This is a genomic window from Collinsella aerofaciens, from assembly GCF_040910265.1.
Lineage (GTDB): Bacteria > Actinomycetota > Coriobacteriia > Coriobacteriales > Coriobacteriaceae > Collinsella > Collinsella aerofaciens_BK.
The window spans coordinates 1-13542 of record NZ_JBDGAW010000013.1 but is presented as its reverse complement, the minus strand read 5'-3'; the positions used below and the strand labels follow the sequence as shown (position 1 = coordinate 13542).

The following is a 13542-nucleotide window of genomic DNA, read 5'->3' as shown; positions in this document are numbered from 1 at the left end:
TACCAGGTCCTCGGCGTTCATGCTGCCCCGTCCGTCGCGGTCTACGGGGCTAACGATATGGCACCATGGGAACACTCGTATGTCAATTCTGGTCTAACAGAGCCAAAAGAAATATAACCTGCTGCAGCAATTGACTTGCTAAGGGCTCGAGTTGGTTATATAAATCTAAAATAGTCACAATATACAAATATTGAGAGATGTTGGGGATATAGATGAAAAGATCTAAGAGTTTTCTTTTGTTAGTAATGATGCTGCTCGGACTGTTCTGTCTGAGCAGCCCTTCTTGGGCCGAGGCTGCCTGTCCTGAAGGTGAGCCTCAGCAGTCTTATACGGGCAGCCTGCTGATAACCGCTAAGGAGGGCGATGCCGACTCTCAGTCTGGGGTAAATCCCCTTGCCACTTTTGAGGGGGACGGCGGAACGGTCAAGCTCGACCATATCGGAAGCGGGATTTTGAGGTGGCAAGTTCTTCCGGACAAAATTGCCAACGACCCCTTTTCTTTCGCTGGAACGATATATCTATACAAGGTTGTGAGCGGAAAACAAAAATACGTCGATTGCTATCCGACAAACGGTTCAGGAATTGCCTTCACTGGCATTTCGGGGCAGATTGATACGCATGTACGGAAAGGAACCTATGTGGTGCGTTGGGTTGGAGCTGCCGCAGGCCCGATATGGATTGCCGTCTTGCGCCCCGATGTCCAAATAGGTTTCTCCCTTTAGTCGGGAGGTCACTTGTGGACACCATATATGACGGGGATGATTGGGTCGAACATTATACTTGGCGCCTGGTCGGCTCGAATGACAATGGGGATGTGGTGTTTGATGGGCTATGCCCAAAGCATCTCCATCCTTTTGTCTCATCGTTAATTGAGAGTTCCGCTCGTGTTGCCCCTTACAGCTCGGCATCGCTTAATGATGCGGACGTTCTTAAAATCATAAATGACTCTATTGACGAGGGCATGATGAGCAGCTTGCTGTTTTCTCGGCTTGTGGGGCTAGATGAGGCTAGCTCAAAACGACTGCTTGCGGGTGAAAAGGTGGAGCTCGCCTATCATTCGATGGTTTCAATCCTGCGGCTGGCCGATGCTCTTCGAAAATAAATAAAAACGGGACAAGTGAGCTACATCACTTGTCCCGTTTTTAATTGGCTCTGTTAGACCGGAATTGACATACGAGTGCCCCCATGGTGCCATATCGTTAGCCCCGTAGACCGCGATGGACGGGGCAGCACGAACGCCGAGGACCTGGTAACTTTCCTCAATTCATGTGGGAAAACGGCTGAAAACGATTGCAAATGACCGGTGAACGGTCAAAAACTACCGTTCACCGATAATTGCAAAACTGGTTCTAACTGGTATTAAGTCAAAAAGACCAATTCACAAATCTTCATAATGACCTGCAATTTTTCTACACGCTATTTTTAGCCGCCCTGCGTTGTTTAGGGACAGGAAAAGTTCCGATCTTTTGCCAAAGCATTTCGAAACGGTTTCAAAACCGCAGGTAGAAGTGTTAACGACCGGTAAACGGTCGAAATATCACCGTGAGCGGTGCAAAAACGTTTTACCGTATGAATCAACGAAAGCGACCTCTTCTGGGGTGATATAGTGACAACAACACGTCACGTGGTTACTACCAGTTTAGAAACCACTGGTCTTCAAAGAACGCTTTCTAAGAAGCTTTAAGGGCGAGCGCCCGCTGGCTTCCGAAAATCATCGGACTCAGATTGTACACACCTTCGGAAGGGAAATTTGAATGGTTGGCTTTATTCTTACCGGTCATGGACAGTTCGCACCCGGCCTAGCTAGCGCTATCGCTATGGTTGCCGGCGACCAGCCCGCTTTTACCGTCGTTCCTTTTGAGGGCGACCAGGCTGCTTCTTACGGTGAGGATCTCCGCGCCGCTATTACCGCCATGCGCGAGGAGTGCGATGGCGTGCTCGTCTTTACCGACCTGCTTGGCGGCACCCCGTTCAACCAGTCGATGATGATTGCCCAGGATGTCGACAACGTCGAGGTTCTGACTGGCACCAACCTTCCCATGGTTATTGAGCTTCTGTTCCTCCGCGGCAATGCCACGCTCGCCGAGCTTGGCGAGCAGGCCGTGACCGTTGGCCAGACGGGCATCACCGCCCAGACGGTCGCATCCGTTGCCGGCTCCGACGAAGAGGATATCTTCGGCGACGAGGACGGCATCTAATGGCCGATTTCGGAGCCAACGTCCTGAGCTCCTCGGTCGCTCTTTTAGGCCTGCTTGTCATCATGGGCTTGATTTACACCATCTGGTCGCAAATCAACATGAAGAAGAAGCAGAAGTACTTCAAGGAGCTGCACACCGAGCTCAAGCCGGGTCAGGAGGTTCTTTTCGCCGGCGGTATCTACGGAACCGTCAAAGGCATCGAAGGCGAGAAGGTCCAGATCAAAGTCCGATCCGGAGCCGTCGTAGATGTTTCGCGTTACGCGATTCAGGAGATCAAGTAACTGTCGTCAGCAAATAACGAAAGGAAGCTGATCAACATGGCAGAACCCAACATTCTTCTTACCCGCATCGATAACCGACTGGTTCATGGTCAGGTTGCCACCCAGTGGAACTCCACCCTGGGCTCCAACCTCATCCTCGTCGCCAACGACGACGTGGCGTCCAACACCATGCGCCAGAACCTCATGAAGATGGCCGCTCCCGCCGGCGTCGCTACGCGTTTCTTCTCTCTGCAGAAGACCATCGACGTCATTGGCAAGGCGAGCCCGCGCCAGAAGATCTTCATCGTGGCCGAAACACCGGAAGACGTGCTTACGCTCGTCAAGGGCGGTGTGCCTATAAAGAAGGTAAACATCGGCAACATGCACATGTCGGAAGGAAAGCGCCAAGTCGCCACCTCCGTCGCAGTTAACGACGAGGATGTCGCTGCGTTTAAAGAGCTGCAGGAATTGGGGGTGGAGTTGGAGATCAGGCGCGTTCCGAGCACGCCTGTTGAGGACACGAGCAAGCTCTTCTCGTAATCCTCGTGATCCACGTTGTCAGGAGTGAAACCCTGACGTTCTGTACGTGAAATCCAAAGTGCGTACATACATTTTGAAAGGAGGAGCAAGATGGAATACTCGATCATCCAGATCGCTCTGGTCTTCGTCGTCACGTTCATCGCGGCAATCGACCAGTTTGACTTCCTCGAGTCTCTCTATCAGCCCATCGTCACCGGCGCCGTCATCGGTCTTATCCTTGGCGACCTCAACACCGGTCTTCTCGTGGGTGGTACCTATCAGCTCATGACGATCGGCAACATGCCGATCGGAGGCGCTCAGCCGCCTAACGCCGTCATCGGCGGCATCATGGCAGCCATTCTCGCTATCGCCACGGGCCTCGAGCCCAACGCGGCAGTCGGCCTCGCCATTCCGTTCGCTCTGCTTGGCCAGCTTGGCGTTACCCTGGTCTTCACGCTTATGTCCCCGCTTATGTCCACGGCCGATAACATGGCTCACAACGCGGACACCAAGGGCATCGAGCGCCTGAACTACTTCGCCATGGCTCTGCTCGGCCTGATCTTCGCTGTCGTCGTCACCCTGTTCTTCATCGCTGGCGCTACCATCGGTCAGACCATCGCTTCTGCCATCCCGACTTGGCTGCAGACCGGTCTCTCCGCTGCAGGCGGCATGATGCGCTTCGTCGGCTTCGCCGTCCTGCTCAAGGTTATGATGAACCGCGATATGTGGGGCTTCTTCCTCATGGGCTTTGGCCTCGCGCTCATCACCGTTGCCAACGATTCGCTGGCAACCCCTGCTCTGCTCATCCTCGCTCTCATCGGCTTCGGCATCGCTTTCTGGGACTTCCAGCAGCAGACCGAGCTGAAGGGTGCAGCTGTTTCTGACGGAGGTGACTTCGAAGATGGCATCTAATGAGTATGTGATCCCGGAGCACTACGAGGATCTCACTCCTGCTCCGCAGCTCGACCAGAAGACCCTCAACAAGATGGCTTGGCGCTCCTGCTTCCTGCAGGCATCGTTCAACTACGAGCGCATGCAGGCCGCTGGCTGGCTCTACTCCATCATCCCCGGTCTGGAGAAGATCCACACCAACAAGAACGACCTCGCGGCTTCCATGAGCCACAACCTGGAGTTCTTCAACACTCACCCGTTCCTCGTCACCTTTGTTATGGGCATCGTGCTTTCGCTCGAGCAGAACAAGGTTGACATCCCCACGATCCGCGCCGTCCGCGTCGCCGCAATGGGCCCGCTCGGTGGTATCGGTGACGCCCTGTTCTGGCTGACGCTCGTGCCTATCACGGCCGGCATCACCTCCAACATGGCCATCAACGGCAACGCCGCTGCGCCGATCATCTTCCTGGTGATCTTCAACGTCGTCCAGTTCGCTCTGCGCTTCTGGCTCATGAACTGGTCCTACAAGCTTGGCACCAGCGCTATTGACGCTCTGACCGCCAACATGCAGGCCTTCACGCGCGCCGCTTCCATCATGGGCGTCTTCGTCGTCGGTTGCCTGGTCGTCACCATGGGTGGCACCCAGATCAACCTCCAGATCCCCAACGGCACCACCCGTGGCCTCTCCGCTACTACCGTGATCGTCTCCGAGAAGGAGGCCGAGAACTTCACCGGTATGGAGGGCATCGATACCGAGACCGCTGAGGCCGGTACCATCGCCATGACCGATGAGGACGGCAACGCCCTCACCGCTTCCGATGCCGACGGCAACGCTGTCACGTGCGGCGTCACCGATCTGGGCAACGGCATGGAGTCCGTTACCTACGGCACCGTCACCGAGGATCCGGTCAACTTCTCTGTTGCCGACACCCTCAACACCATCGTCCCGAAGCTCGTCCCGCTTATGCTTACGCTGCTGCTTTACTACATGTTCGCTAAGCACAGCTGGACCCCGACCAAGGGCATTCTGCTGCTCTTCGTCCTGGGCATCCTGGGCGCTGGCCCGCTTGGTCTCTGGCCGAGCATCTGGTAAGGCTCTAGCTTGAGGGGTGTGTCCCTACGCGGCTCACACCCCGACCCCTTAAGCCATGTGTATGTTAAAAGCCGCGTGCTCTAAAGAGCGCGCGGCTTTTGTTTTCTTGATGATTCGGGTGTGGCAGACAGATAATGCTTAACACCCTAGGTAGTTAGCCGAATTCGAGCAAAAGGGAGGATAGGATGGCGATCGGAGCGCGTAAGCAACCGCTGTACGATCAGCTGGTCGATATTCTGACTGAAAAGATTGACCATGAATATCGCGCCGGTGACATGATTCCTTCCGAGCGCGAACTTTCGGAGCGCTATGGTCTCTCGCGCACTACGGTACGCCTGGCTCTGCAGGAACTGGAGCGTTTAGGACTGGTGGTTCGGCAGCACGGTCGCGGTACCTTTGTGACCGACCGTTCGGCAAAGGCAACCAATCTTATGCAGTCCTACAGCTTTACCGAGCAGATGCGCGCGATGGGTCGCGACCCCGAGACCACGATTCTCGAGTTTTGCGAGATGGAGGCCGATAAGAATCTGGCCGAGCATATGGGATTGCGTATCGGTGATCGCATTTTTAAGCTCAAGCGCCTTCGTTCTGCCGACAACATGCCCATGATGGTCGAACGCAGCTATCTACCGGTTCGTCAATTTCTGTCCCTAAAGCGACCGCTGCTGGAGCGTAAGCCGCTTTACGATGTGATTGAGCAGGACTTTCAGCAAAAGATTCGCGTGGCCGAAGAGGAGTTCTATGCGAGCATAGCCCGTCCCACCGATGCTCACCTTTTGGGAATTGTCGAGGGCTCGCCTGTGCTCGATTTGGTCAGGACTACGTATAACGAGTCAAACGAGGTTGTGGAGTATACGCTCTCGGTTGCTCGTGCCGATCAGTTTAAATACAAGGTCTACCACCAGCGTAGCAACTAGTGTTCGCATCGTTTCCATATGATGATTCTTTGCATTTAACTGGTTACTACCAGATAACCAACCGAAGTGTATAATTGCACGTCAGAGGATTACTTCTAGAGAGAGGTATTAGAAATGTTCGAGAAGAGTGTCGAGGAGCTCACCGAGCTCGGCGCCCAGATCACCACGGCCGAGATTGCTCAGCAGCCCGAGCTTTGGCGTGATACGCTCAACATCTACCGCGAGAACAAGGAGGCCATCGAGGCCTTTCTGGCCGAGGCTCGCGCTATGGGCGAGGGCCGTCTGTCCGTTGTCTTCACCGGTGCCGGTACGTCCGACTACGTTGGCGATACCTGCGCCCCGTACCTGCGTCACGCTGGCAACACTGATCTCTACGACTTTAAGCCCATCGCCACGACCGACATCGTGAGCGCTCCGCGTGACTTCCTGCGCGCCGAGGATCCCACCCTCGTGGTTTCCTTTGCCCGCTCTGGCAACAGCCCCGAGAGCCTTGCCGCCGTTGCCGTTGCCAAGGAGCTCGTCCACAACGTCAAGTTCCTCAACATCACCTGCGCTCCCGAGGGCAAGCTTGCCGTCGAGTCTGCCGATGATCCCAACGCGCTGACGCTGCTCATTCCGCGCGCCAACGACAAGGGCTTCGCCATGACCGGTTCTTATTCCTGCATGACCCTGCTCTCCACCCTAATTTTCGACACTGCCTCCGACGAGCAGAAGGCCGAGTGGGTCGAGACCATCGCCAAGATGGGCGAGGAGGTTATCGCTCGCGAGTCCGAGGTCGCCGATTACCTCGCTGGCGACTTCAACCGCGTGACCTACTTGGGTTCTGGCTCCTTCGGTGGCCTTGCCCAGGAGAGCCAGCTCAAGATCCTCGAGCTCGCTCACGGTCTGGTCGCTACTTCCTACGACACCTCCATGGGCTATCGTCACGGACCTAAGTCCTTCGTCGACGATAAGACGCTCGTCTTCGTGTTCGTCAACAACGACGCCTACACCCGTCAGTACGACATCGACATTCTCAACGAGATCGGTGGCGACAAGATCGCTCAGCACACCATTGCCGTTCAGCAGGAAGGTGCTACCGTCTACGAGGGCGAGTCCTTCACCTTTAAGGGCTACGAGGCGCTTCCCGAGGGCTACCTTGCCCTGCCGTTCGTGATGTTTGCCCAGGCTATCAGCCTGCTCAACTCCGTGCGCGTGGGCAACACGCCCGATACGCCGAGCCCCACCGGCACGGTCAACCGCGTGGTTAAGGGCGTGACGATTCACCCCTTCACCGCTTAATCGCGTCCCCCTGTAAGGGCGCCCGTCCGCTCATAACGGCGGGCGGGCGCTTTTTGTTTTTACATGGACCGGGTATAAGCATTACCACAGTCAACTGCTTTAGAAGCAAGGAGTGCATATGAGCACGTACGCAATTAAGGCTGACAAGTTCTTCTTGCCGGCAGGCCCGCAACTGGGCGGCTATCTTATGGTCGAGGATGGCGTCTTTGGCGCCTGGCAGGCCGACGAGCCCTCTTGCGAGATTAAGGACTACACGGGATCGTGGATCGCACCGGGTATGGTCGATACTCACATCCATGGCTTCTACAACCACTCAACTACCGATAACGATCCCGAGGGCATCGATATCAGCTCGACCGAGCTCGCCCGTCGCGGCACCACCAGCTGGCTGCCCACGACGTTCACCGATGGCGTCGAGCAGATCAAGGATGCCTGCGCCGCCATCGCTCAGGCGGACGAGGGTCGCGGCCCCGACTTCTGCGGTGCTCGCATTCAGGGCATCTACCTGGAGGGCCCCTTCTTTACCATGAAGCACGTGGGCGCGCAGAACCCCGCTTACCTGATCGATCCCTCCGAAGAGGTCTTCGATCAGTGGCAGGAGGCTGCGGGTGGTCGCATCGTTAAGAGCGCCATGGCGGCCGAGCGCGACGGTGCCGCTGCTTATGCGGCTGCTCTGAACGCCAAGGGTGTGGTGACCAGCATCGGTCACTCCGACGCCACCTACGATGAGTGCATCGCCGCCATCAACGCCGGTGCCAGCTGTTTTACGCATACCTATAACGGCCAGCGCGGGCTGCATCACCGTGAGCCCGGTGTCGTGGGTGCCGCCATGTCCACGCCCGAGACCTACGCCGAGATCATCTGTGACGGCAAGCACGTGAACCCTGCCGCCATCAAGGCGCTGCTGCAGGCAAAGGGCTGGCAGCACACGGTGCTCATCACCGACTGCCTTGGCTGCGGCGGCATGCCCGAGGGCAGCTACACCAGCGGCGGCATGGACGTCATCATGAAGGACAACCTGTGCTGGCTCGCCGACGGCAAGAGCATTGCCGGCTCGGTGCTCACGCTTGCCCAGGGCGTCAAGAACGTTGTCGATTGGGGCATCGCCAGCGCCGATATCGCCATTCGCATGGCAACCGAGGTGCCGGCTCGCTCTGCGCACATCGAGGATAAGTGCGGCAGCATCATGCCAGGTCGCGACGCCGACTTTGTCGTGTTCGACCATGAGCTCACCCTCGTCGAGACGTATGTTGGCGGCCAGAGCGTCGGCAACGCCTTTACCGAGTAACGATAGAAAAAGACGGCGGGCCCGAATCTGCTCGGACCCGCCGTATGGGTTAAACGCTCAAAAGCACCTTTACAGTTACAGCTTGTTAGCGATCTTCTTTGCCGTGCGCTTGACGCCGGCCACCAGGCCTCCTGCAGGATGCTCCTTCTCGTAGGCTAGACGCTTCTCGCGCTTGGCATACTCTTCGACGATGATGTCGCCGTACTCGTCTTCGATCTTGTCGAAGAAGTCGACGGCGCCCTTAATTTCTTCAGCGGTCGGGTGTCCCTTTTGGACACCGCCAGTGAGTTTGAACGGCCCCCACGTATCAAAGCCGGGGCAGCCGTAAACACCCATAAAGATGGCCTGCCTCATGCGGCAGATGCCATCGATATCCTTGCCGTACCACTTGTTTTTGCCACCGTAGGTCATAAGGCCAAACACCTTGTCCTGCGGCTGCAGCACATTGGTGAGCACACGTGCCATGTCCTTGTCGATCTCGGAGTAATAGATGCCCGTGGCGACGCCGATCAGATGATATTCGTGCAGGTTGGGGTACTCGTTTTTACCGAGTGACTTCACGTCGAGGGTATCGATTTCGGGGTGCGCCTCGACAATGGCGTCCACGAGCTTTTTCGTATTGCCGTGGTGGCGTGAGGCATAAAGGATGATGGTTCGCATAAGAAGGCCTTTCAGCTGTAATTGCATCAATGTCTGTATGGTACCCCGTTGTATGGCTGGGATACCGGACACATCGACGAGCGCGCGGGTTTGTCCTCTGACTAGGATTGAGACGGGCGCTTGCATGAAAAAAGCAGTTGTCCGAAAGGATGGATAATGGAATACGCTCTTTCCAACGATTCGATTTCTATCAAGGTTTCTACGGCTGGCGGCTCGTTTACCTCGATTGAGGCTGACGGACGCGAGTATTTGTGGCAGGGTGATCCCGCGGTGTGGTCCGGCCAGGCGCCGGTCTGCTTTCCGATTTGCGGAGGCCTGCGCGATGGTAGCGCCATGACGTTTGCCGGGCATCGTGTGAAGCTCGCCCGCCACGGCTTTGCGCGCAAGCAGGAGTGGAAGCTGTTGAGCCAAAGCGCAAACGAGCTGGCTATGTGCCTGGCATCGGAGGATAACGCCGCGCTGCTGAGCGATTATCCGTATCCGTTTAAGCTTGTCGCCCGCTATACGCTCGAGGACGCCGCCGTGCGTGTCACCTATGAGGTGACCAACGAGGGCACCGAGGACATGCCGTTCTTTATTGGCGGTCATCCCGGCTTTAGGTGCCCGCTCGATGAGGGCGAGGCCTATACGGACTACGAGCTGCGCTTTGAGAAGGACGAGGCTGCGGAGCTTTGCACCGCTGTCCCTTCGACTGGCTTGATTGATGTGGACAGGCGCTCCAAGAACCCCATGGTGGGAAAGACGCTGCCTCTGTCGCATGAGCTCTTCGATTTTGCGGAGACCATCTTTGACGTGCTCGAGAGCCGTCAGGTCACGCTTTCCAAGAAGGGCGAGGACAAGGGCGTCCGCCTGAGCTTTGAGGGCTTCCCATATCTCATTGTGTGGAGCAAGCCCGAGGGCGATTTTGTGGCAGTTGAACCCTGGGGCGGCCTTTCGACCTGCTCCGATGAGGACGACGTGCTTGAGCACAAGCGCGGCTGTCTTATCGCCAAGCCCAAAGAAACCATCGTGCGCTCGTTCACGATCGAGATTCTGTAATTCCGTTTTGTCGACTCGTATCGCGAGGCACAAGGAGCCTGCGAGATAAGGAGCTAAAAATGATCCTCACCGTTACGATGAACCCGTCTGTCGATACGCGCTATCAGCTCGATGAGCTCGTTATCGACGACGTCAACCGTGTGACGCCCGAAAAGACCGCCGGCGGCAAGGGCCTCAACGTGGCCCGTGTGCTGGGTCAGCTGGGCGACGACGTTGTGGCAACCGGTCTGCTCGGCGGTCACATGGGCGCCTACATGGCTGAGCTCATGGACGCCAACGGTATTAACAACGACTTTGTGCCCATCAAGGGCGAGACTCGCATTTGCCTGAACATCCTCCACGCCGGCAACCAGACCGAGCTGCTCGAGAGCGGCCCGACAATTGCCCCCGAGGAGCTCGATGCCTTTACCGCCAAGTTTACCGAGCTTGCGGGCAAGGCCGACGTCGTCACCATCTCGGGTTCGCTGCCCCGCGGCGTCGAGGCGGACTACTATGCCAAGATCACGGGCATTGCCGAGAACGCCGGCGCCAAGGTGCTGCTCGATACCTCGGGTGCTTCGCTCGAGGCGGCGCTCAAGTCCGAAATTAAGCCCGAGCTGGTCAAGCCTAATTTGACCGAGATCAACGGCCTTCTGGGCACGAGCTTTACCACTGACGATGTGGATGAGCTCCGCGCCGCGCTCGCCTCTGATGCTCGCTTCTCCGATATTCCCTGGGTCGTCGTGTCCATGGGCGCTGCCGGCTCCGTTGGCTTCCACAATGGCCGCGCGTTCCGCGCAAAGACGCCCGATATCCCTGCCGTTAACGCCACGGGCTCTGGCGATTCGACCATTGCCGGCTTCGCACATGCGATTGCTGCCGGCGCCGACGATGAGACGGTGCTGCGTACCGCCAACACCTGCGGCAAGCTCAACGCCATGGATCCCATGACCGGCCATCTGGTCATGGATCGTTGGGACGAGGTCTACAACGGCGTTGTCGTGACCGAGCTGTAGGAGTTTGGGTTGCGGCCCCGGCATCGCTTGCTAGCTCATGTCGACGATAAGTGCAGTAGCATTATGCCGGGGCGCGACGCCGGCTTTGTCGTGTTCAGTCCCGACCTTACCCTGGTCGAGACGTGTGTGGGCGGCAACAGCGTCGGCAATGCGTTTGCCGAGTAGCCGCCAAAGAAACGATCCGAGAGGGGATTTAGATGATTTACGGTGCATTGGGCGATATCGAGGAATACCGCGGAATGCTCAAGGGCCTCGACGTGCTGATTGATTGGCTCGAGGAGAACGATCCGGCGGAGCTCGAGGTCGGCAGCCATCCGATTCTGGGCGACAAGGTCTTTGCGAACGTCATGGCTCCCACGACGCGTCCCGAGGCCGAGGCTCACTATGAGACGCATCAGCGCTATCACGACCTGCAGATTGATGTTGAGGGTCGCGAGGCCTTTAAGGTCGCTACGGGCAGCCTGACGCTGGTCCAGGAGTTTGACGAGAAGGATGACTACGATCTGGTCGATTCCGACGCTTCGATCGCCGGCGATCTTGCCGATGACAAGTTTGCACTGTTCGTTGCCGGCGAGCCTCATATGCCCACGCTCGAGTTCCCGGGCGATGGCGCGCAGCCGGTCAAGAAGATTTGCTTTAAGCTGCTTGCAGATGCTTACTGGGAGGAGTAGCGAACTGCTCGGCTGAGCTGTTCGTCTGATGGCGTGATTCCCCTATAGAAATCACGCTAGAACCCCGCCAAATGCGTTTTCCCTAGGGGATCACGTTTGGCGGGGTTTTCTGTTTTTGAATAGGGAAGCTGTTTATTTGCGAAGAACATCGGCTAGCCGCAGGATTGAAATCATCGACCGATAAGTGAGTTCCACCTTTTCGCCCGCAAGCAGTCGTTTCGAGCCAATCTCATCTAGCCCCACAAGCCGAGAGAACAGCGGGCCGCTCATCGTGCCCTCGTCAATTGATTCCCTTATGGTCTTCAAAACGTCCGTATCATGAAGCGATGCCGAGCTGTAGGGGGCAACACGAGCGGAACTCTCAATTAACGACGAGACAAAAGGATGGAGATGCTTTGGACATAGTCCATCAAACACCACATCCCCATTGTCATCCGAGCCGACCAGGCGCCAAGTATAATGATCGACCCAGTCATCTCCGTCATATATGGCGTCCATGAGCAACTTCCCGTCTAGAGAGAGAAACCTATTTGGACATCGGGGCGCAAGACCGCAATCCATATCGGGCCTGCAGCAGCTCCAACCCAACGCACCACATAGGTTCCCTTTCGTACATGTGTATCAATCTGCCCCGAAATGCCGGTGAATGCAATTCCAGACCCGTTTGTCGGATAGCAATCGACGTATTTTGTTTTCCGCTCACAACCTTGTATAGATATATCGTTTCAGCAAAAGAGAAGGTATCGTGGCTATTTTAAATCTATATGGCCAATTCGAGCCCTCACCATGGCAATTGTTGCAGCTGGGTTTCTTTTCATTAAAATTTCACTTTGGTAAATCCCCGCCCCCTAAGCATTAAATCCGAAGTCCACCGAGTGGGCGAATCGGCAACAAAAAAGCCGCCCGAAGGCGGCTATCTTGTGCAATGGAGCCAGCGACCGGGCTCGAACCGGTGACCCCCGCTTTACGAGAGCGGTGCTCTACCAACTGAGCTACGCTGGCGGCCATGTGGTGACGCAACTGAGACGTCAACGGCTGTCTATGATACGGGACATCGCACATCCGTGCAAGTGTTCTGACGGCTTTTCTCACTTTAAATGCACTAATATTGGAGACGTGATGTCTCGCTCTTACGAGTCTCAAACAGAATGGGACTGCCATGGCTCAACCCAAGATCCTTCTCACGCGTATCGATGACCGGTTTATTTACGGGCAAGACGTCGAGCTGTGGAACGAGGCTATGGGTTCCAACCTCGTCCTAATCGTCAACGACGAGATTGCGGCGGATTCGCGCAAGTGGGCGCCTATGAGGGTCGCGGCGCCCGAGGGCGTGTGGACGCGGTTTTTCTCGGTGCAAAGGACCATCGACATCATTCATACCGCAACGCCGCGCCAATGGATTCTCATCATGGTGGCGTCGCCCGCGGATGCGCTCGCGCTGGTCAAGGGCGGTGTGCCCATTACCAAGATCAGTATCGGTCACATGCAAGCAGGGGAGGGCAAGCGTCCCGCGACGCCCACAGTTGCCGTAGACGACACAGACGTCGCCGCCTTCAAAGAGCTGCAAGAACTCGGCATAGAGCTAGAAATCCGCTCCCTCCCCAGCTCCAATCCCGACCCCATTCAACTAGTCGTTGGGGACACCCTTGGCACTTGGGGACGTTCCTTTTAATATGAGCAGGACATTGTCAAGAGGCAAAATCGGGCCTGGCCCCAACGATATGGGGTCAG

General features: G+C 56.6%; 16 protein-coding genes and 1 tRNA gene. 14 read left to right on the top strand and 3 right to left on the bottom strand.

Annotated features, from left to right (window positions below):
- Positions 1-212: 212 nt before the first annotated feature.
- The 10 genes from AB5Z14_RS06475 (at position 213) to nagA (ending at position 8447) form a co-directional block, all read left to right on the top strand.
- A complete protein-coding gene (locus AB5Z14_RS06475; RefSeq protein ID WP_368130786.1) occupies positions 213-722 on the top strand; it encodes a hypothetical protein in 510 nt (169 codons plus the stop codon).
- A 14-nt stretch (positions 723-736) separates the two neighbouring features.
- Positions 737-1102: a hypothetical protein gene (locus AB5Z14_RS06470; protein ID WP_368130784.1), complete on the top strand. Its 366-nt coding sequence runs from the start codon at positions 737-739 to the stop codon at positions 1100-1102.
- Between the two features lie 652 nt (positions 1103-1754).
- Positions 1755-2198 (top strand): PTS sugar transporter subunit IIA domain-containing protein, encoded by a 444-nt coding sequence (locus tag AB5Z14_RS06465; RefSeq protein ID WP_117743271.1) that lies wholly within the window; start codon positions 1755-1757, stop codon positions 2196-2198.
- A complete protein-coding gene (gene yajC / locus AB5Z14_RS06460) occupies positions 2198-2479 on the top strand; it encodes a preprotein translocase subunit YajC (protein WP_022094612.1) in 282 nt (93 codons plus the stop codon). Before AB5Z14_RS06465 ends, yajC begins: the two co-directional genes overlap by 1 nt.
- Before the next feature lie 36 nt (positions 2480-2515).
- Positions 2516-2998, top strand: a complete 483-nt coding sequence (agaV, locus tag AB5Z14_RS06455) for a PTS N-acetylgalactosamine transporter subunit IIB (RefSeq protein ID WP_022094611.1) — start codon at positions 2516-2518, stop codon at positions 2996-2998.
- Positions 2999-3088: 90 nt separating this feature from the next.
- Entirely contained in the window at positions 3089-3889 is an 801-nt protein-coding gene (locus tag AB5Z14_RS06450; protein WP_022094610.1) for a PTS mannose/fructose/sorbose/N-acetylgalactosamine transporter subunit IIC, read from the top strand.
- Positions 3879-4961 carry a PTS system mannose/fructose/sorbose family transporter subunit IID gene (locus AB5Z14_RS06445; RefSeq protein WP_118388351.1) on the top strand — a complete coding sequence of 361 codons (1083 nt, stop codon included), beginning with the start codon at positions 3879-3881 and terminating at the stop codon, positions 4959-4961. Before AB5Z14_RS06450 ends, AB5Z14_RS06445 begins: the two co-directional genes overlap by 11 nt.
- 185 nt (positions 4962-5146) lie before the next feature.
- Positions 5147-5878 (top strand): GntR family transcriptional regulator, encoded by a 732-nt coding sequence (locus AB5Z14_RS06440; RefSeq protein WP_117806791.1) that lies wholly within the window; start codon positions 5147-5149, stop codon positions 5876-5878.
- A gap of 114 nt (positions 5879-5992) precedes the next feature.
- Positions 5993-7159, top strand: a complete 1167-nt coding sequence (locus AB5Z14_RS06435; protein ID WP_368130783.1) for an AgaS family sugar isomerase — start codon at positions 5993-5995, stop codon at positions 7157-7159.
- Positions 7160-7277: 118 nt separating this feature from the next.
- Positions 7278-8447 (top strand): N-acetylglucosamine-6-phosphate deacetylase, encoded by a 1170-nt coding sequence (gene nagA, locus AB5Z14_RS06430; protein WP_368130781.1) that lies wholly within the window; start codon positions 7278-7280, stop codon positions 8445-8447.
- A 75-nt stretch (positions 8448-8522) separates the two neighbouring features.
- Here the strand turns inward: nagA and AB5Z14_RS06425 are convergent, their stop codons facing one another.
- Positions 8523-9107, bottom strand: coding sequence for a flavodoxin domain-containing protein (locus tag AB5Z14_RS06425; RefSeq protein WP_229089801.1), 585 nt, complete (start codon positions 9105-9107; stop codon positions 8523-8525).
- 156 nt (positions 9108-9263) lie between these two features.
- Between AB5Z14_RS06425 and AB5Z14_RS06420 the strand changes: the two genes are divergently transcribed.
- The 3 genes from AB5Z14_RS06420 (at position 9264) to AB5Z14_RS06410 (ending at position 11811) form a co-directional block, all read left to right on the top strand.
- On the top strand, positions 9264-10145 hold the full coding sequence (locus AB5Z14_RS06420; protein ID WP_368130780.1) for an aldose 1-epimerase family protein: 882 nt from the start codon (positions 9264-9266) through the stop codon (positions 10143-10145).
- A gap of 59 nt (positions 10146-10204) precedes the next feature.
- The gene (locus tag AB5Z14_RS06415; RefSeq protein ID WP_117756831.1) at positions 10205-11140 is read left to right on the top strand and encodes a hexose kinase; all 936 of its coding nucleotides are present in this window, start codon (positions 10205-10207) and stop codon (positions 11138-11140) included.
- A 197-nt stretch (positions 11141-11337) separates the two neighbouring features.
- A complete protein-coding gene (locus AB5Z14_RS06410; RefSeq protein ID WP_117778978.1) occupies positions 11338-11811 on the top strand; it encodes a NanQ anomerase/TabA/YiaL family protein in 474 nt (157 codons plus the stop codon).
- A 132-nt stretch (positions 11812-11943) separates the two neighbouring features.
- On the opposite strand, the gene AB5Z14_RS06405 is transcribed toward AB5Z14_RS06410, so the two are convergent.
- Positions 11944-12309, bottom strand: coding sequence for a hypothetical protein (locus AB5Z14_RS06405; protein ID WP_138374234.1), 366 nt, complete (start codon positions 12307-12309; stop codon positions 11944-11946).
- 428 nt (positions 12310-12737) lie between these two features.
- Positions 12738-12813, bottom strand: a tRNA-Thr gene (locus AB5Z14_RS06400).
- Between the two features lie 157 nt (positions 12814-12970).
- Between AB5Z14_RS06400 and AB5Z14_RS06395 the strand changes: the two genes are divergently transcribed.
- Positions 12971-13483 (top strand): PTS sugar transporter subunit IIB, encoded by a 513-nt coding sequence (locus tag AB5Z14_RS06395; protein ID WP_368130779.1) that lies wholly within the window; start codon positions 12971-12973, stop codon positions 13481-13483.
- The last annotated feature ends 59 nt before the right edge of the window (positions 13484-13542 follow it).

Coding starts and splice junctions, on each gene's coding strand:
- AB5Z14_RS06475 (WP_368130786.1), top strand. CDS start 213: ATGAAAAGATCTAAGAGTTTTCTTTTGTTAGTAATGATGCTGCTCGGA.
- AB5Z14_RS06465 (WP_117743271.1), top strand. CDS start 1,755: ATGGTTGGCTTTATTCTTACCGGTCATGGACAGTTCGCACCCGGCCTA.
- yajC (WP_022094612.1), top strand. CDS start 2,198: ATGGCCGATTTCGGAGCCAACGTCCTGAGCTCCTCGGTCGCTCTTTTA.
- agaV (WP_022094611.1), top strand. CDS start 2,516: ATGGCAGAACCCAACATTCTTCTTACCCGCATCGATAACCGACTGGTT.
- AB5Z14_RS06450 (WP_022094610.1), top strand. CDS start 3,089: ATGGAATACTCGATCATCCAGATCGCTCTGGTCTTCGTCGTCACGTTC.
- AB5Z14_RS06445 (WP_118388351.1), top strand. CDS start 3,879: ATGGCATCTAATGAGTATGTGATCCCGGAGCACTACGAGGATCTCACT.
- AB5Z14_RS06440 (WP_117806791.1), top strand. CDS start 5,147: ATGGCGATCGGAGCGCGTAAGCAACCGCTGTACGATCAGCTGGTCGAT.
- AB5Z14_RS06435 (WP_368130783.1), top strand. CDS start 5,993: ATGTTCGAGAAGAGTGTCGAGGAGCTCACCGAGCTCGGCGCCCAGATC.
- nagA (WP_368130781.1), top strand. CDS start 7,278: ATGAGCACGTACGCAATTAAGGCTGACAAGTTCTTCTTGCCGGCAGGC.
- AB5Z14_RS06425 (WP_229089801.1), bottom strand. CDS start 9,107: ATGCGAACCATCATCCTTTATGCCTCACGCCACCACGGCAATACGAAA.
- AB5Z14_RS06420 (WP_368130780.1), top strand. CDS start 9,264: ATGGAATACGCTCTTTCCAACGATTCGATTTCTATCAAGGTTTCTACG.
- AB5Z14_RS06415 (WP_117756831.1), top strand. CDS start 10,205: ATGATCCTCACCGTTACGATGAACCCGTCTGTCGATACGCGCTATCAG.
- AB5Z14_RS06410 (WP_117778978.1), top strand. CDS start 11,338: ATGATTTACGGTGCATTGGGCGATATCGAGGAATACCGCGGAATGCTC.
- AB5Z14_RS06405 (WP_138374234.1), bottom strand. CDS start 12,309: ATGGACGCCATATATGACGGAGATGACTGGGTCGATCATTATACTTGG.
- AB5Z14_RS06395 (WP_368130779.1), top strand. CDS start 12,971: ATGGCTCAACCCAAGATCCTTCTCACGCGTATCGATGACCGGTTTATT.